Source organism: Kitasatospora sp. NPDC058190, from assembly GCF_042883685.1.
Taxonomy (GTDB): Bacteria; Actinomycetota; Actinomycetes; order Streptomycetales; family Streptomycetaceae; genus Kitasatospora.
In genome coordinates this window covers 38,552-54,170 of the sequence record NZ_JBHVVI010000063.1, presented here as the reverse complement: position 1 = coordinate 54,170, position 15,619 = coordinate 38,552, and the positions used below count along the sequence as shown (strand labels likewise).

Below are 15,619 nucleotides of genomic sequence, written 5' to 3'. Positions count from 1 at the left end.
GATGTACGCCTGGAACGCGGCGGCCGGGGCGCCCGGCAGCTCACGGGTGATGGTCAGCTCGCCCAGGTTCTCGGTCATCTCGGTGTCTCCTCCGTCGTTGCGTTGTCGCTTTCACAGGGGTAGACCGGGGCCGCATCGAGAACTCATCGCTGTTCGCGGAAGTTCTTTCGGCGGGTTTCCCGGGGCCGACGAGCACGCGCTGCCGAACGGTGGGGCGCCACGCATCGCCGCCACGGTTCCCTTCCCCCGGGAAGGCGCCGCTGAGCGAGATCACCCGGCCCGCGACGACACGCGGCCGGTGGAGTCCTGCCGGCCAACGCCCGCAGGCGCGGGCCAAGATGGCCTCGGACACCGGCCAACGCCCCGAGGGAGCAGCGGACATGACCGAGCAGAGCGCCGAGGAGGCCCCGGGCATCGCCGTGGCGATCGTCGTACAGGACGGCCGGGTGCTGATGGTGCGGCGGCGGGTGGCCGAGGGGCAGCTCTCCTGGAAGTTCCCGGCCGGGGAGATCGAGCCCGGCGAGTCTCCGGAGGCGGCGGCCGTCCGGGAGACCGCGGAGGAGACCGGCCTGCCCGCCAACCTGGTCCGCTTCGCCGCGTACTGCCTGACCACGTCGCTGGGTTGGGGCCTGCCGCGCGCGGCCCTCACGGTCGCGCTCTGCCTCACCCTCGGCACGCCCGTGCTGCGCCGCACCACGCGGCGTGCGGCCTTCGACGCGCCGGTCGACTTCCGATCGCCGCCAGCCGGGTGAACCGCTGGTCCTCCCTCGCGCCGCACGGCCGTTTTGACCTTGTCCGTCCACGATCATCACGACCGTGATCCGAACCCTCGCCCGCACCACCACCGTCGCCGCGACGGCGCTCACCCTCGCCGCCGTCTTCGCCTCCCCCGCCGCCGCCGTCACCTTCATCGGCCGCGACGTGCCCACCACCGTCACCATCGCCCCCGGCCAGACCGGTGCCGTGCCGTGGACGTACCAGAACACCGGCGGAGCCGGCCTGCTCCCGCCCTCCGGCATGACCGCCGTCTTCACCGCCCCCGGCAACACCACCTTCCCAGCCCAGACCACCGTCCCGACCGAGTACAGCGGCAACGGCGCAAGCTGGACCGGCAACAACGTCGGCCTGCGCAACTGCATCCTCGGCAACGGAAACCGCACCCTCACCTGCGAGGGCTACGGCCGCAACGGCGGCAACAGCGGCTGGCCGTCCAACGGCTACTTCCGCTTCTCCCCACAGGTCACCGTCGACCCGTACGCCCCGGAGGACACCACCCTGCCCCGGGGCACCGGCAGCTTCCGCTACAGCGACCCCAACAACGGGACGCTGTACACCATCGACAACGGCACCCTCAACGTCCGTACACCGCCTCGGACCTCGACCGCCAAGTGCCTGGACGTCGGCAACACCCGCAACAACGCCGACTACGTGCGGGTCTGGGACTGCCTGAACCACACCAACCAGCGCTTCGTCCTGGACGACGGGCGGGTGAAGGTCGCCGACACGATCGGTACGGCGCAGGAGATGTGCCTCGACGCCGACTACACGGGCGAGAACGGCGACAGCGTACGGATCTGGGCCTGCGAGTACTCCCAGGCCGCCCGCGCCAACCAGACCTGGCTGCTGCGCGAGGGGTCGTTCGTCCTGCAGCGGACCGTCGGCACCGCCGACGAGATGTGCATCGACGTCGGTTCTGAACGAGACAACGGCGACAACGTCTTCCTGTACACCTGCGGCGCTGCCAACTCGAACCAGAAGTTCGTGGTCGAGAACGGCTACATCAAGGTCCGCGACACCCTCTGACAGGCGACGCACATCTGCCCGGCGATCGCGACGGGCCGCCCGCACATCCCGTCCCGCCCGGGACACTCATGTCGGCGCGGCCCGTCCGCCGTTCGCTGTACCACCACCGGAACAGGCGGCACCTTGCTGATCCGCGCCGCCACGATCGCCCCCACGCTGTGCGTGACTCGTTCCGGCAACGGCGCCGCCAGAATCCCCGCCAGCGCCTCCCGGCTCCACCCACCCGCGAGCAACCCTTCAACTCGCTGGGCCTGATCGCTCAGAGGCTTCCCCGCCAACGCCATCCTCGGTTCGCGACGCCCGAGTTCGAGCAACAGCGCCATGCCGGCCGTCAACTTCTCGGGGGGACGGACGGAAGGGACTTCGACTTCCTTCACCCTCACTTCCTTGGAAGGGCTTCCCGCCTTCCCGACGCCTGCCGTTCCAGCTCCAGGAGACCCGGCGGCCGGAGACACGGGAAGCAGCGGCACAGTGTGAACCGCCTTCCCCACCATCGGCACTTCATGGACCGAGACGACCGTCCGAACCTGCCCCGTCACCGGATCCCGCTGCGTCCGCCGGATGTAGTGCCCGGCCGCCTCCAGCTCCCGCAGCGCCCGGGAGACAGTCGTCCGCCCCTCAACGCTCTTCGCCGCGAGCGTGCGGACGTCCTCGCGCGCCCCGTCCGGCAGGCTGAGCAGGTAGCCGAGCAGCCCCCGCGCCGCCCAACTCAGCGAGTGCTTACGCACGACATGCCCATTGTCCAGGATCGTGTACCCGGGAGAGTGCTGCGGGATACGATGAATGCGCATCTTGGAGTGTCCTTCTCCTGGTGCCGTACCCCGGGGTGTTGGCGCACCGCCGGGGCTTACTTTTGCCCATGCACCGAGCGCCCCTTCAGCGCCCGGCACCGCAATGTTCACCGTAATGCCGTAACTATGCGTCACGCTCCGACTATCGTCACCCATTCGGGCGGCGCAGGCGCGCACACCCCAGCGCGCCAGCCGGGGCTCGCAAGCCTGGGGCTACTCCCGAATAAGCGCCAAGTTGCTACCGTCATTTCCCATGACTGACTACGAGACCGCGTTCCGGTCGCTGGACGGCACAGCACTGTTCGGCACGGTCACTCCCTCACCAACTCCCCCAACTTCACTGGCGGTTCTCGCCCACGGCGCGGGCGTCACCCGTGAGGAAGGCGGGTTTTTCGGCCGCCTGGCGGCCGGCCTCGCCGCCGTTGGTGTCACCTGCCTGCGCTTCGACCTGCGGGCCCACGGCGCAAGTAGCGGCCGTTCAGCAGATCTGACGATCGCCGGGGTGGCCAACGACATTCGCGCCGCAGGCGATCACCTCGTAGGGGTCACCAGCCAGCCGGGGCCGGTTCACGTCATCGCAGCGTCCTTCTCAGGTGGCGCGGCCGCCATGCACGCCGGCCAGTACCCCGGAGAGGTCGAGCGGCTGGTGCTGCTGAACCCGCGCATCGACTACAAGGACCGGTTCATCACCGAGCGAGCAGGCTGGTCAGGCAACTATCTCTCCTCTGATCGCGCCACGCAGCTCGATCAGGTCGGAGCCTTGCCACGGCAACCGTTCGAGACCGGCCGCGCATTGCTCAATGAGATGTTCCACCTGCCGACGCCAGAGACCGTCTGCGCCAGCGTTCGCTGTCCGACGTTGATCGTCCACGGGACGAAGGACACCTTCGTGGATGTGAAGTTGTCACGGCGGTACGCTCCCCTGTTCGGGGAGGGCGCGGGAGCCGTGCTGTACGAACTCGACGGCGCACAGCATGGCTTCGCTGTCCATGACGATCCCACCTACGCCCAGCCGCAGTCGCAGGCCTGGCAACGCGATGTGATCGCCAAGGTAGCGGACTTCCTCACCTCCTAGCCAGCCGCCAACGTCACGAGGCGCTCCTGGAGTTCCCGCACCTGCGGTCGCTGCCGGTACGGGAACAGCGTCCTCACGGTGCCTTGGAGTGCGCCAAGAGCTTGCCGGGAGCGAACATCTGCAGCAATGCGCAGCGCTTCAAGGGCGACTGCGGCAGCTTCGTCCGGCTCCCCCAAATCGGCAAGTGCACCAGCCCAGAACGCGCTGTAGTGGGCGCGATCGCGCGGAGCGAACGCCTCGGTGGTGAGCTGCGCCTGGAATGCTGTCGCAGCCTCAAAGGGGCGCCCAGCTTCCCGTAGTCGGATCGCCGCCTGCACGAGGAGACGTTCCCGCGTATATCCGTCGCCGAGGGGCCCAGTGCACGACAGAGGCCCTGCTGGCTGGTCGGCACTATCGAGCGCAGCGTGCGCCTGATCCAGAACTCGCGCGATCTCATCGGGGTGTGCGCCTGTCATCGCCATTCCCCGCGCCTCCTGCTGGAGCGCTTCGGCGCGCGCTCGGGGAGGCAGCTTCCACGGCCCGCCGGTAGCGGCCCTGGCAAGGTCGAGCATACGCACCGGATCGCTGCGCCCGAGGGCCTGAGCTTGCCGCATGAGCACGTATGCGTGCATGGCCCCATCCCCGGTGAATGTCGCCCATTCCTTGGCCTGGTTGTGCCAATATGCAACGACCTGGTCGGGAGCTCCCGCATCGTGGTGCAGCCACGCCGTGAACTCCGCCGCCCGGGAACCGAGGGCGAGAAGCTGACGGCGGATCGCTGGCTTTGCGTCGCGGGCGGTAGTACTGATGGCGGACAGAATTCCCAGCGCTGCAGGCATCGCCCGATGCGACCCCGTCCGCAGATCCATGCGCGCGGTCTCGTCCAGAGCAGCGCGGAGATGGCCGACGAGTTCGTGGTCACTGAATCGGTGGGCGTTGCGGGCTGCGGCGGTGAGGTGGTCCAGGGCTGCGAGATCCAGCATGGGCACGGCAAGCAGACCGCCCATGAAGGTACGGCGGAGCATGGAGTCCTCCAGGTCGGGCTTGGCATCAGCAGGCATTCCGAGCCGCGCCGAACAGCTGAAGGGAGGGACGAAGCCGAGCCGCTCGAGGGGCACGCCGAACATCTCGGTCAGCACGCGGCGTGCATCCCGGTTCGGCCACGTGGTCTGACCCGACTCCCAACGCCTGACCTGACGCACCGAGATTCTGGCCTTTGAGTCCATCGCAGCGGCGGTGGCGTCGTATGCCTCGGCGAAGTCCTCTTGGGTGCGCCAGCCGCGCTTGATCCGCGCAGCAACGAACGTCGCGTTCGCTGTGTGTTCGAGCATCTCTACACCCCCGCTATTCCAGGCTAAGCCACCAAGTCCGTCCAGCCGCAAGGGACACAGCTCACCCACTGAAGTGTCCGGTGATGTGTCCTCCGGTTCGACCTCGCCTCGGATGCACAAGCGTCGTTGACTGTCCGTCAGCACATCCGAAGGGAAAGCCGACATCGTCTGCAAGTCCTCCGGACAACCGATCTTGATGGTTCTCCGTTCCGTCCCCATCTTCGGGGAGCCATTCCACCCAAGGCCGATCTCCGAGGAGACCCCGTGCACCGCTCTGCCGATGATCAGATCCTGGCTGAGCCGGAGGACTTCGTGACTGCGGCAGTCCCACTCCCCGCCCGGATCAGCGGCCCTGCGACTGCCACCTTGAAGTACCAGCCGGAGTCGGCCGGCGCAGCCCGCAGGCTGGTCCGACGCAAGCTTCAGGACTGGGGGCTGAACGACCTGGTGGACGACGCACAGCTGATCGTCACGGAGCTGGTCAGTAACGCTTGCAAGACCGGCTGCATGACGTTCATGACCGTCAAGATCCGCAGGATCACCTCCCAGACGGTCCGCATTTCGGTCCGTGATGGCTCCCGCACGATGCCCGTTCTGCTCCACGCCGCGTGCGACGAGGAATGCCACCGCGGCCTCGCCCTCGTCCAGAAACTCACCTCCGGGCGCTGGGGCGCTGCCCTGGACGCCCACGGGAAGACCGTGCACGCCGATCTATGCGTCCGTTGACCGGCTTGGCGTCTCCCCAAGGAAGGATCGTCGTGTCCCTCTCCCCTTCGCTCGGCTCACGTGAGCGGTATCTCCAACGATTCGCCAGCCGGCCAAGGTCGGTCGTGGTGCAGCCAGACGGCTTCTGCAACGTGGCCTGCACGTACTGCTACCTACCCGAAAAGGACCGCCGGGCGTCGATGACCACCGAGGTCTCCAGGGCCATCGCCCAGTCGATCGCCGATCTCGCGACCGAAGACGAACCGATGGATCTCGTGTGGCATGCAGGTGAGCCGCTCGCACTCGGCACATCGCGTTTCTCCGAGCTGGCCAACCCGTTCGAGGGCCTTCGCCGCGAAGGTCGGCTACATCACTACGTTCAGACAAACGGCACGCTGATCAGCGACCGCTGGTGCGAGTTCTTCGCGGAACGCGAGGTGCGCGTAGGAGTGAGCATCGACGGCCCCGCCAGCTTCAACGCGGAGCGTGTGGACCGCCGAGGAAGGCCGATCTTCGACCGGATCATCCGAGGTGTCGCCCGCCTTCACCAACACGGGATCGGTTTCTCCGTGATCGCCGTAGTGACAGCAGACAACATCGGTCGGCCCGAAGAACTGCTGGACTTCTTCGCCGAACTGGGCTGTCATACGGTGGGCCTCAATATCGAAGAGAACGAAGGGGCCAACACCGTTCGCCCCGCACCGACATTCGAAGCTGCAGCCGAGTTCTGGGCCCGCACGATCGCCTGGACCCGTTCGAACCCCGGCCTGATCGTGCGCGAAATCGATCGCCTTGGCGCCTATCTTCGCGCCTTGCGGGTTGGAGGCGGCTGGCAAGACGTCTTGATCGACCCCATCCCAACCATCTCTTCGGCCGGAGACGTGGTTCTCCTCTCCCCCGAACTGGCGGGCATCAAAGCCCCCGAATACCAGGACTTCCAAGCCGGGAACGTCCTGGAACTTTCCATCCGCGACATGTTGGCAAACGCCCACCTGTTCCGCTACGTGGACGAGTTCCTCACCGGTCTGGACGCCTGTGAGGCCACATGCGAGTACTTCGGATTTTGCCGGGGTGCACAGGCCGGAAACAGGTTCTTCGAGAACGGCCGCTTCGACACCACCGAAACGAACTACTGCCGTGTGTCGCGGCAAGCCCTTCTCCTCGCTCTGTCCGATACCGTCCGAGAGGAGACAGCGCCATGACGCTGCTCGAACTGCTGAAGGCCGTCGAGGCCGACGTGATCGACGACCTGGTCGGCGCGAGCACGACCGGGCCCGCGGTGGCGAAGTTCGACAACCGGCCTACCTGGGACAACGCCGGGCCCAAGTTCGACAACCGTCCCACCTGGGACAACTGGAACAAGAAGTAACCGCCCCGGCTGGGCCCGCGCTTCCCGGCGCGGGCCCGGCCCCACCGAGAGTGAGCACGCACCATGACCAGCCGCACCTTCGGCCGCATCAGCGTCACCCTGCCGGATCTGGCCGACGGCTACCTCTCCAACGTGGCCTCTCTGGAAAGCGGCCGGGGCATCGTCCAGGATTTCAAGTACGCCGACACCGACCTGCGAGACCTCGACCTCGCGAACGCCCGCCTCCTCACCGGCCGGATCACCAACCTGCACGCGTCTCGCGTACGCCTCATCGAAGTACGTATCGACTCGGTCGAGTTCGACGGCTGCGATCTCGGCAATCTTCAGTGGGTCGACAGCAAGTTGTCACGCGTGGTCTTCAGAAACTGCAAGCTCATGGCCAGCAATCTCAGCGGCCTCACCCTCGACAACGTGCTGTTCGACAACTGCAAGCTGGACTACTCCACGTTCGAGAAGGTCCGCGCCACAGGTCCGCTCGCCTTCGCTCGCTGCGTTCTCACCGAGTCGACGTTCACCGGATGCGACCTCACCGCCAGCGTCTTCAACGACTGCACACTGCGGGACATCGAATTCGGCCGTGGCACCTACAAGGCGACCGACCTGCGCGGCAACGATCTCACCGCCCTTCGAGGCATCGGCAACCTCACGAAGGTCCTCATCGACCGCGTCCAGCAGGTCGAGCTGACGCAAGCTCTCATGACTGAGCTGGACGTGACCTTCGGGGACGACCTGGACGAAACCGCGCCCCGGAGGGCGCTATGAGCCTCCAGGTCGCGTTCACCTCCCGCGCCGCTCTCAAAGCTCGTACCCAAGTATCCGGCGTCCGAACGGTGCAAGACGACAACCGCTTCGAGGACGGCGCGGTCGTGCCGGACGGACTCTGGAGTCCCCTCGACGACGACCTGGTCGACCGAATCCGGGCCGACCAGTCCACTGCCGATGACGTCCTGGTCGAGGTGGTCGGGCTCGAGAGCATCGACCCCGACCACCTGGCCAGTCCCGGTGTCCACGAACTCGGCAGGACTTTCAGCATCGCGCAGTCGGCGACTACGACGCCCAATCACCAAGACGGGCGGTTGATCGGTCTGCACCTCAACAACTGGGACGAGCTCAGCTACACGAGCAAGCACACTGGTCGGCGACGGCTGTGCGTCAACCTGGGCCCTGGCACTCGGTACATCCTGCTCGGCGACACCGACATCCAGACCATCTGCCAGGCCGTCCGCGAGGACCATACGACCTGTAACCCGCACACCGATGACCTCCGGTGCTACGTAGCACGCGGGCTACCCCTCCAGTGCCTGAGGATTCGCCTCGACCCCGGCGAGGGCTACATCGCACCCACCGAGTTCCTGCCCCACGACGGCTCCACAGAGGGCCAGGACGAATCGGCTGCTGCCTTCTGGCTCGGCCGTTGGGCGCACGGTGCAATGGGATCGCTTCTCTGAAGGTCCCGCATCATCCGGTTCCACTGGCGGTCCACGTGGATACGGCAGTAGCACGGGACTGTGTTGGAGAACTTCGAGCACTTGGGGGTTTCGACCCGGATTCTTGACCTGCCGCGTCTGTAACACACTCGGCCACGCTGGTCACAACAGTGCGTTGTGACGGCCACTCATCTTGGCGGTCACGCAGACATAGTGGTCACCCAGCGCGAGTCAGCGAACACGCCTTCTACGCCCACCATCAACTCGACGCAACCCTTCATGCCGTCACTGGCAACCGCAAGCACGCCGCGTCCTTCACATGACCCCGCGCGCCCCGGCCGGGCTGCCGGGGCACACGGAGCCACGCGAGGGTCAGATCAGCCCCTTGGCCTCGTCGCCGGCGGGGAAGGGCTCCATGACCGCGATGTCGAGGGGCTCGGCGAGTGCGTCGGCGACGGCGGCGGCGATGGCGGCCAGGGGGGCGCCGGAGCCGTGGGCGTCCAGGGTGGCCTGGTCGGCCCACTTCTCGACCACGGTGACGCGGTCGGTGCCGGCGTGGACGGCGTAGAGCTCGCAGCCGTCCTCCGCGTGGATGGCCGGGGTGTGCTTCTCGAAGGCGGCCAGGACTTCGTCGCGGCGGCCGGGCTTGGTCTTGATCGTGGCGATGACAATGGGCATGAGGACCTCCAAGTAGGCTCAGACGATCATGCTATCGACGGCGGTCGGTGAGAATGCTTCGGCGAACCACCCAATCGCCCGACGAGGAGGCACTGTTGAGCGGGATCATCCTCATGTCCGACCCGAAGGTGGCCGCAGTCCCGGTCCGGGAGTGCGGCGAGCGGCTCGTGGACGTACGCGGCCCCGAACTGCTGGTCGACGGCCGCAAGCAGGACGGCACCGACGCGTTCGCGCAACTGCGGACCGACGTCCTGGACCGCCTCCTCGACGCCCAGACGAAACTGCCCGACGGCATCCGCCTGCTGTTCGTCGAGGGCTACCGGCCGCCCGCTCTCCAGAGCCGCTACTTCGACGAGTACGCCGCCGAGTTGCGCACCGCCAATCCGGGCTGGCCGGACGACCGGATCAGGTCGGCGGCCAGCCGGTACGTCTCGCCGCCCGAGATCGCGCCGCACAGCGCCGGTGCCGCCGTCGACCTCACCCTCGTCGATGCCGACGGCCGTGAGCTGGACCTCGGGACCAGGGTCAACGCGAGCCCCGAGGAGAGCTCCGGGGCCTGCTACACGGACGCCGAGGGCATCAGCACGCAGGCCCGCTCCAACCGGCGGCTGCTCAGTGGCGTCCTGGCCGGCGCCGGGCTGGTCAACTACCCGACGGAGTGGTGGCATTGGTCGTACGGTGACCGCTACTGGGCGCTGGCCACCGGCGCGCCGGCCGCGCTTTACGGCCCGACGGACCTGTAGCCGGCCGCCGCGACACGCGGCCGACGTCGATGGGGTCATGCCCGAACGAGGGACGGGGCCGGGAGTGGCGTCGGCATCCGGCGACCGCTCACAGGAGAGCGAACATGACCGAACGCGGCGCCGAGGAACTCCCCGGCATCGCCGTTGCGATCGTCGTACGTGATGGCCGGGTGCTGATGGTGCGGCGGCAGGTCGCCGAGGGGCTGCTCTCCCGGCAGTTCCCGGCCGGGGAGGCCGTCCCGAACTCTCAGGCGCTCGCCCGGCTCCGCCGCACCAGCACCGCGAACCAGCACGGCCCGCCGTCCGGAGCTTCCGGACGGCGGGCCTCTCACATACCCCCGAAGAAGTTTCCGGTCGACCTGCAACCCCCGGCAGGTTCAGACGTCCAAGAGATACCGGAGTCTCCGGAACCATCAATGCACCAGCCGTACTTGGGGGGAACCAAGCATGCGTGCCCGTACCGCCACCACCATGGCCGTTCTGACGGCCCTCACCTTGACCGTCCCGGCCTTCGCCGCGTCCCCGGCCCTCGCCGCCCCGGCCGCGACGGCGAGTTGGACCGACGACCTCACCGCCCCGGCCGGCTTCGTCGGGATGAGCCCGACCCGCGTCCTGGACACCCGCACCGCCAACACGCCGTACCACACCGGCTTCACCCCGCTCGGCCCGGGAGAGTACTACCACGCGGTGGTGGGCGTGGTCCCGCACGAGGCGACGGCCGTCGTGGTCAACGTGACCGCGACCAACCCCACCGCCACGGGCTACCTCTCGCTCGGCAACACCTCGAAGCCCGAGGTCGGCGCTCCGGGTACCTCCAGCCTCAACTTCACGCCCGGCCAGACGGTGTCCAACCTGGTCACGGTCGCGCTCAGCCAGGACTCCGTCCGACACTCCATCAGCATCTACAACAGCGCCGGGACGACCGACGTCATCCTCGACGTGGTCGGCTACTACGTGCCCGGCGCGACCGACAAGTACGCCCCCCTGCACCCGACCCGCGTCGCCGACAGCCGGACCGACGGCACCGGCCGCCTCGGCAGCTTCGCCACCCGCTCGATCCAGGTCGCCCGGCCCGAACTCGGCGACCAGGACGCCCGTGCGGTGGTCCTCAACGTCACCGCCACCGAGGGCACCGCGAACAGCTTCCTGACCGTCTACCCGACCGGCACTGCGCGCCCGTCCGAGGGCTCGAACGTCACCGTTCCGGTCCGGCGCGACGTCGCGAACCAGGTCGTGGTGCCGGTCGGGGCCGACGGGAAGATCGACATCTACAACCACGTCGGCTCGGTCAACGTGATCGTCGACCTCGTCGGCTACTACGGCCCCTCGGGCACCGGGCTGTTCCAGGCGCTCAAGACTCCCGTCCGCCTGAACGACACCCGGACCACGGGCTTCAAGATGACCGGCCCGACCGAGATGGGGCTCGGCATCGAGATGGACCCGAAGGGCGTGGGCGCGGAGGTCAACGTCACTGCCACCAACGCCGACTCCGCCGGCCACCTCACGGTGTTTCCGAGCACGGCCGGGTGGAACGTCCCGAACACCTCCACCCTCAACTACGCCCCCGGACAGACCGTGGCCAACTCGGTCACCACCGGCCTCGACAAGGACATCACCGCCTTCTCCATGGCCAACTCCGGCGGCCCGGCGGACGTCATCACCGACCTGACCGGCTACTTCACCACCGGCTGAGCACACGGGCGCGGGGCCGGTCGGCCCCGCGCCCGTACCGCGCGTACGTCAGACCGGCCAGCGCTCGCTGCAGGACTGACCGCGCCTCCCTCGACTCCGCCGTACTGAACCGTCAGACGGTTGCCCGACTCCGCCGCACCAGCACGGCGGACAGCGCGCACATCAGCGCCGGCACCAGCAGGGCCACCGCGAGCCCGCCGGCACCGCCGCCGACGAACGCGCCCGTCACCGCCACGCCCACGGTCGCGCCGACCTGCCGTACGGCGTTGAGCAGGCCGCCCGCCGCACCCGCGCTGCCCTCCGGCGCGGTGGTGACCACGGCCGTGATCAGCGCGGGCAGGGCGAAGGAGACCCCGAACCCGGCCGCCAACAGGCCGACGGCCAGCAGCCGGTAGGGGGTACCGCACAGCACGGCCACGGCGAACACCGCGCAGCCGACGGCCAGCAGCACCAGCCCGCCCAGCACCGGCTTCCACGGGCCGACCTTGGCGACGATCCGCCCGGTGAGCAGCGGGTTGAGGCCCGGCGGCAGGGTCATCGGCAGGAACGCCAGCCCGGCCATCGTCGGCGACATCCCCAACTCCCCCTGCAGCAGCAGCGGCAGCAGGAACAGCACGCCCAGCATGGCGAAGTTCACCGCCGCGCCCGACAGCAGCACCGCGCCCATCCCGCGCGCCCGCAGCACGGCGGGCTGCAGCACGGGGGCGGGGCTGCGCCGCTCGCGCCGGACGAACCAGACGCCCGCCACGACCGCCGCTGCGCCAGCCCAACTCGCCTGCTGCCAGTCGGAGTTGCCGAGCGCGATCAGCGCGTCGGTGAACAGCGCGAGGGTCGCACAGGCGGCCAGCTGGGCCCACCAGTCGATGTGGCGCTCCCCGCGCGGCCCGTACACCGCCCGTCCCGCCGCCAGGCCGAGCACCAGCACGGCCAACGGGACGTTCACCAGGAACACCGCCCGCCACCCGGCGAGGTCCACCAGCACGCCGCCGACCAGCGGCCCGAAGGCCATCGCGCAGCCGCTGACCGCCGCCCAGACGGCCACCGCCCGGGCGCGCTCGGCCGGTTCGGGGTACAGCCGGGTGATCAGCGCCATGCTGGCCGGCACGCAGGCCGCCGCCGCGACGCCCAGCACGGCGCGCAGCAGCACCAGCGTCCAGATGTCCGGAGCGAACGCGCTGAGCAGCGAGCCGGCGCCGAAGGCGGCGATGCCGAAGCGGAAGGCCCGGTGGGCGCCGTAGCGGTCGGCGGCGGCTCCGGCGGACAGCAGCAGCGCGCCGAAGGCGACGCTGTAGCCGGTGACGGCCCACTGCAGCCCGGCCGTCGAGCTGCCCAGCGAGGACGCCAAGTCGGGCTCGGCGACGGAGAGGACGGTGGTGTCGAGCAGCACCATGGCGTAGCCGAGCGAGATGCCCAGCAGGGCGCGCACACGGGCGGCAGCACGGGTCGCGACCGCTGGAGCAGCGCCAAGAACGGGAGCAGCCAAGGGATTTCTCCAAGTCAGTGGGGGGGTCGGTCACCCACTCTGGTGCGCCGCCCTCCCCCGCTCCACCGCCGATCCCTCACACACCGTTCGGAATACCCGAACGCCCCCGTACGCTGTCCCGCAACACCAGCACCGACATGACCACGACCACACCACACCACGGCCGGCCGTTCGGGGGAACCGAGGAAACCAGTGGAACTCCGTCAGTTGCGCGTCTTCGAAGCCGTCGTCGCCCACCGCACCGTCACGGCGGCGGCGGTGGCACTCGGCCTCGCACCGTCCTCCGTCTCCGAGCAGATCCGTACCCTCGAACGCGGCCTGGGCATCGAGCTGTTCGACCGGGCCCCGCGCGGGATGACCCTCACCCCGGCCGGCGAGCGGCTGCTGCCCTGGTCCCGCAAGCTGCTCGACCAGGCCGACCAGGCCCGCCGCGAGGTGATCGCCGACCGGGCCCGGCTCCGCCTCGGCGCCCTGGAGACCATAGCGGCCACCCACGTCCCCGCCGTCCTGACCCGCCTCGCCGAACGCCGGCCCGACCTGGACGTCTCCCTGCACACCGACACCGCCCGGGACGCCCTGCTCGGCGGCGTCGCCGCGGGGGCCCTGGAAGCCGCCCTGATCCTGGACACCGCCGGCCCGCTCGGCGAACTCGGCTTCTACCTCCCGCCCGCCCCGCTCGACTACCTCGACCTCAAGGACGTCCCGCTCGCCCTGGTCGCCGCCCCCGCCCACCCCCTGGCGCAGGCCACCACCCTCACCCGCGAGGACCTCAGCGGCCAACGCCTCCTGGTCAACGCCCCCGCCTGCTCCTTCTGGCTGGCCGGCGAACGCCTGCTCGGCCACGACGTCGAGCGCGTCCGCACCGGCGGCGTCGCCGTCACCCGTGCCTGCGCCGAACAGGGCCTCGGCATCGCGCTCCTCCCCGACTTCGCCGTCCGCGACCCCCTCGCCTCCGGCGCCCTCATCCGCCTCCCCCTCGACCCCCCGCCCCTCCACCTCCGCCTCGTCTGGCGCGCCGACCGCGAAACCGTCCCGGGCCTGCGCGAAGTCCTGTACGCCGCCGCAGCCTGAGCCGCCCCCCTCCGGCGGCGAGTACATCCACCAGCAGGCGCACACAGCGAACGGCGCGCCCCGAAACTCCGGGGCGCGCCGCTCGCCGTCTGCGGACGTCAGGCCTTCGGGCCCGCGGACTGGACGACCTCGAAGGACCACAGCGTGGAGCCCGAGGCGGCCGGGCGCTTGGGGGCCTCGCCCTCGCCGCCGTGCTGGTGAGCCGCCTTCATCGGGCCCTCCATCCAGGTCTGGAAGGACTCCTCGTCGCGCCAGCGGGTGTAGACGAGGTACTGGTCGGTGCCCTCGACCGGACGGAGCAGTTCGAACCACTCGAAGCCGTCGGAGCTTTCGACGGCGTGCGCACGGTGGGCGAAGCGCTTCTCCAGCTCCTCGCGCTGCTCGGCGGGGACAGTCAGTACGTTGATCTTGACGACGGGCATGCCGCTCCTTCTGCTCCGCCGGGGTCCCGGGTCCGGGCGCCGGCTCGGTTGCTGCGTACGGTCAGCAGTCTCCTACACCTCACGCGGGCAGGTCAGGCAACCCACGGCGGGAGGACGCGCTGGTCGTCGCGCGGGGCGAGGGCGCAGGCGCCGGGCGGGGTGACGGCGTCGGGGTTGTAGGCGTGGGAGGGGGAGGTGGAGGCGACGAGGGCGGTGAAGCCGTCGGTGGTGGAGATCCGGCGGGGCGCGTCGGCGGGGAGGACGAGGGTGTCGCCGGCGCCGAGGGTGTGGGACTCCCCGGCCAGGTCCACCGTCACGGCGCCGGCCAGGAAGGTCCAGATCTGCTCGGCGTCCATCGCGTGCAGCGGACCCTGCCTGCCGGCGGGCATCTCAACTCGCCACAGGGCGAGGGATGCTGAGCCCTGGGTGGGCGAAGCGAAGGTGGTCATGACGGCGTTCGGGGTCTCGGTGCGGCGGGCGTCGACCGAACGGATCACGGGCATGGCGAAGGAACCCCCTAAGATGGACAATGACGTTGTCTATATGGTCAATGAGGTTGTCTATCGTGTCAACTGAGCCCGCCCCGCCCGGCTTCGAGCTGCCGCTGCGCCTGCTGCTCGCCTTCCGGACGATCATCGACGAGCTGCACGAGCGGATCGCCCGCGAGGGGCACCCCGACCTGCGCCCGATGCACGGCTTCGCCCTCCAGGCGATCGGCCCGGACGGCACCACCGCCGTCGAACTCGGCCACCGGCTCGGCGTCTCCAAGCAGGCGGCGGGCAAGACCGTCGAGAACCTGGAACAGCTCGGCTACGTCGAACGCGGCAGCGACCCGGCCGACGCCCGGCGCAAGGTGGCCCGGCTCACCGACCGGGGGGTGGACTGCCTGGTCCGCTCGGCGCGGATCTTCGACGAGCTGCGCGCGGAGTGGTCACAGACCCTCGGCGAGGGGCAGCTCCGGCAGGTCGAGGACGGCCTGCGGCGGCTCGCCCCCGGGGACCCGTTCCGGCTCGACACCCCTCGCTGGTTCGGCGGTCCGTGAGCAACAAT

General features: G+C 69.3%; 18 protein-coding genes and 1 pseudogene. 13 read left to right on the top strand and 6 right to left on the bottom strand.

What is annotated here, in order from left to right:
- Positions 1-380 precede the first annotated feature (380 nt).
- Together ACFVWU_RS26545 and ACFVWU_RS26540 are read left to right on the top strand one after the other, a co-directional pair.
- Positions 381-752: an NUDIX hydrolase gene (locus tag ACFVWU_RS26545; RefSeq protein WP_387625517.1), complete on the top strand. Its 372-nt coding sequence runs from the start codon at positions 381-383 to the stop codon at positions 750-752.
- 64 nt (positions 753-816) lie between these two features.
- Positions 817-1,803, top strand: a complete 987-nt coding sequence (locus ACFVWU_RS26540) for an RICIN domain-containing protein (protein WP_387625515.1) — start codon at positions 817-819, stop codon at positions 1,801-1,803.
- Here the strand turns inward: ACFVWU_RS26540 and ACFVWU_RS26535 are convergent.
- Positions 1,776-2,531: a helix-turn-helix domain-containing protein gene (locus ACFVWU_RS26535; protein ID WP_387625513.1), complete on the bottom strand. Its 756-nt coding sequence runs from the start codon at positions 2,529-2,531 to the stop codon at positions 1,776-1,778. The two genes, ACFVWU_RS26540 and ACFVWU_RS26535, sit on opposite strands and share 28 nt — an antisense overlap.
- Positions 2,532-2,847: 316 nt before the next feature.
- Between ACFVWU_RS26535 and ACFVWU_RS26530 the strand changes: the two genes are divergently transcribed.
- A complete protein-coding gene (locus ACFVWU_RS26530; RefSeq protein WP_387625511.1) occupies positions 2,848-3,669 on the top strand; it encodes an alpha/beta hydrolase in 822 nt (273 codons plus the stop codon).
- On the opposite strand, the gene ACFVWU_RS26525 is transcribed toward ACFVWU_RS26530, so the two are convergent.
- Positions 3,666-4,979 carry an XRE family transcriptional regulator gene (locus tag ACFVWU_RS26525; protein ID WP_387625509.1) on the bottom strand — a complete coding sequence of 438 codons (1,314 nt, stop codon included), beginning with the start codon at positions 4,977-4,979 and terminating at the stop codon, positions 3,666-3,668. The genes ACFVWU_RS26530 and ACFVWU_RS26525 overlap by 4 nt on opposite strands.
- Positions 4,980-5,243: 264 nt before the next feature.
- Between ACFVWU_RS26525 and ACFVWU_RS26520 the strand changes: the two genes are divergently transcribed.
- The 5 genes from ACFVWU_RS26520 (at position 5,244) to ACFVWU_RS26500 (ending at position 8,501) form a co-directional block, all read left to right on the top strand.
- Positions 5,244-5,705 (top strand): ATP-binding protein, encoded by a 462-nt coding sequence (locus ACFVWU_RS26520; RefSeq protein ID WP_387625507.1) that lies wholly within the window; start codon positions 5,244-5,246, stop codon positions 5,703-5,705.
- Entirely contained in the window at positions 5,600-6,886 is a 1,287-nt protein-coding gene (gene amcB, locus ACFVWU_RS26515) for a cyclophane-forming radical SAM peptide maturase AmcB (RefSeq protein ID WP_387625505.1), read from the top strand. Before ACFVWU_RS26520 ends, amcB begins: the two co-directional genes overlap by 106 nt.
- On the top strand, positions 6,883-7,053 hold the full coding sequence (gene amcA, locus ACFVWU_RS26510; protein ID WP_387625503.1) for a multiple cyclophane-containing RiPP AmcA: 171 nt from the start codon (positions 6,883-6,885) through the stop codon (positions 7,051-7,053). The genes amcB and amcA overlap by 4 nt, the downstream gene beginning before the upstream one ends.
- A gap of 63 nt (positions 7,054-7,116) precedes the next feature.
- Positions 7,117-7,815, top strand: coding sequence for a pentapeptide repeat-containing protein (locus tag ACFVWU_RS26505; protein WP_387625501.1), 699 nt, complete (start codon positions 7,117-7,119; stop codon positions 7,813-7,815).
- Entirely contained in the window at positions 7,812-8,501 is a 690-nt protein-coding gene (locus tag ACFVWU_RS26500; RefSeq protein WP_387625499.1) for a hypothetical protein, read from the top strand. Before ACFVWU_RS26505 ends, ACFVWU_RS26500 begins: the two co-directional genes overlap by 4 nt.
- Positions 8,502-8,852: 351 nt before the next feature.
- On the opposite strand, the gene ACFVWU_RS26495 is transcribed toward ACFVWU_RS26500, so the two are convergent.
- On the bottom strand, positions 8,853-9,158 hold the full coding sequence (locus tag ACFVWU_RS26495) for a putative quinol monooxygenase (protein ID WP_387625497.1): 306 nt from the start codon (positions 9,156-9,158) through the stop codon (positions 8,853-8,855).
- A gap of 95 nt (positions 9,159-9,253) precedes the next feature.
- On the opposite strand from ACFVWU_RS26495, the gene ACFVWU_RS26490 reads away from it, so the two are divergent.
- The 3 genes and pseudogenes from ACFVWU_RS26490 to ACFVWU_RS26480 all read left to right on the top strand — a co-directional run bounded on the left by ACFVWU_RS26490 (position 9,254) and on the right by ACFVWU_RS26480 (position 11,593).
- The gene (locus ACFVWU_RS26490; RefSeq protein ID WP_387625495.1) at positions 9,254-9,901 is read left to right on the top strand and encodes a M15 family metallopeptidase; all 648 of its coding nucleotides are present in this window, start codon (positions 9,254-9,256) and stop codon (positions 9,899-9,901) included.
- A gap of 104 nt (positions 9,902-10,005) precedes the next feature.
- Positions 10,006-10,143, top strand: a pseudogene (locus ACFVWU_RS26485) (NUDIX hydrolase); the annotation flags it as partial.
- Between the two features lie 205 nt (positions 10,144-10,348).
- Positions 10,349-11,593, top strand: coding sequence for a hypothetical protein (locus ACFVWU_RS26480; RefSeq protein WP_387625493.1), 1,245 nt, complete (start codon positions 10,349-10,351; stop codon positions 11,591-11,593).
- Positions 11,594-11,705: 112 nt separating this feature from the next.
- On the opposite strand, the gene ACFVWU_RS26475 is transcribed toward ACFVWU_RS26480, so the two are convergent.
- Positions 11,706-13,019, bottom strand: a complete 1,314-nt coding sequence (locus tag ACFVWU_RS26475; RefSeq protein ID WP_387625491.1) for an MFS transporter — start codon at positions 13,017-13,019, stop codon at positions 11,706-11,708.
- Positions 13,020-13,268: 249 nt separating this feature from the next.
- Here ACFVWU_RS26475 and ACFVWU_RS26470 point away from each other — a divergent pair, with 249 nt between their 5' ends.
- On the top strand, positions 13,269-14,147 hold the full coding sequence (locus ACFVWU_RS26470; RefSeq protein WP_387625489.1) for a LysR family transcriptional regulator: 879 nt from the start codon (positions 13,269-13,271) through the stop codon (positions 14,145-14,147).
- 98 nt (positions 14,148-14,245) lie between these two features.
- Here the strand turns inward: ACFVWU_RS26470 and ACFVWU_RS26465 are convergent, their stop codons facing one another.
- Complete coding sequence (locus ACFVWU_RS26465) at positions 14,246-14,569, bottom strand: antibiotic biosynthesis monooxygenase family protein (protein ID WP_387625487.1); 324 nt, start codon at positions 14,567-14,569, stop codon at positions 14,246-14,248.
- Positions 14,570-14,661: 92 nt separating this feature from the next.
- Positions 14,662-15,072, bottom strand: coding sequence for a cupin domain-containing protein (locus ACFVWU_RS26460; protein ID WP_387625485.1), 411 nt, complete (start codon positions 15,070-15,072; stop codon positions 14,662-14,664).
- Between the two features lie 47 nt (positions 15,073-15,119).
- Between ACFVWU_RS26460 and ACFVWU_RS26455 the strand changes: the two genes are divergently transcribed.
- Entirely contained in the window at positions 15,120-15,611 is a 492-nt protein-coding gene (locus ACFVWU_RS26455; protein WP_387625483.1) for a MarR family winged helix-turn-helix transcriptional regulator, read from the top strand.
- Positions 15,612-15,619: the final 8 nt, after the last annotated feature.

Bases quoted from the DNA above. Each gene is read 5' to 3' on its own strand.
- ACFVWU_RS26460 (WP_387625485.1), bottom strand. From the start codon at position 15,072: ATGCCCGTGATCCGTTCGGTCGACGCCCGCCGCACCGAGACCCCGAAC.
- ACFVWU_RS26455 (WP_387625483.1), top strand. From the start codon at position 15,120: ATGAGGTTGTCTATCGTGTCAACTGAGCCCGCCCCGCCCGGCTTCGAG.
- ACFVWU_RS26505 (WP_387625501.1), top strand. From the start codon at position 7,117: ATGACCAGCCGCACCTTCGGCCGCATCAGCGTCACCCTGCCGGATCTG.
- ACFVWU_RS26480 (WP_387625493.1), top strand. From the start codon at position 10,349: ATGCGTGCCCGTACCGCCACCACCATGGCCGTTCTGACGGCCCTCACC.
- amcA (WP_387625503.1), top strand. From the start codon at position 6,883: ATGACGCTGCTCGAACTGCTGAAGGCCGTCGAGGCCGACGTGATCGAC.
- ACFVWU_RS26525 (WP_387625509.1), bottom strand. From the start codon at position 4,979: ATGCTCGAACACACAGCGAACGCGACGTTCGTTGCTGCGCGGATCAAG.
- ACFVWU_RS26465 (WP_387625487.1), bottom strand. From the start codon at position 14,569: ATGCCCGTCGTCAAGATCAACGTACTGACTGTCCCCGCCGAGCAGCGC.
- ACFVWU_RS26545 (WP_387625517.1), top strand. From the start codon at position 381: ATGACCGAGCAGAGCGCCGAGGAGGCCCCGGGCATCGCCGTGGCGATC.
- amcB (WP_387625505.1), top strand. From the start codon at position 5,600: ATGCCACCGCGGCCTCGCCCTCGTCCAGAAACTCACCTCCGGGCGCTG.
- ACFVWU_RS26500 (WP_387625499.1), top strand. From the start codon at position 7,812: ATGAGCCTCCAGGTCGCGTTCACCTCCCGCGCCGCTCTCAAAGCTCGT.
- ACFVWU_RS26495 (WP_387625497.1), bottom strand. From the start codon at position 9,158: ATGCCCATTGTCATCGCCACGATCAAGACCAAGCCCGGCCGCCGCGAC.
- ACFVWU_RS26530 (WP_387625511.1), top strand. From the start codon at position 2,848: ATGACTGACTACGAGACCGCGTTCCGGTCGCTGGACGGCACAGCACTG.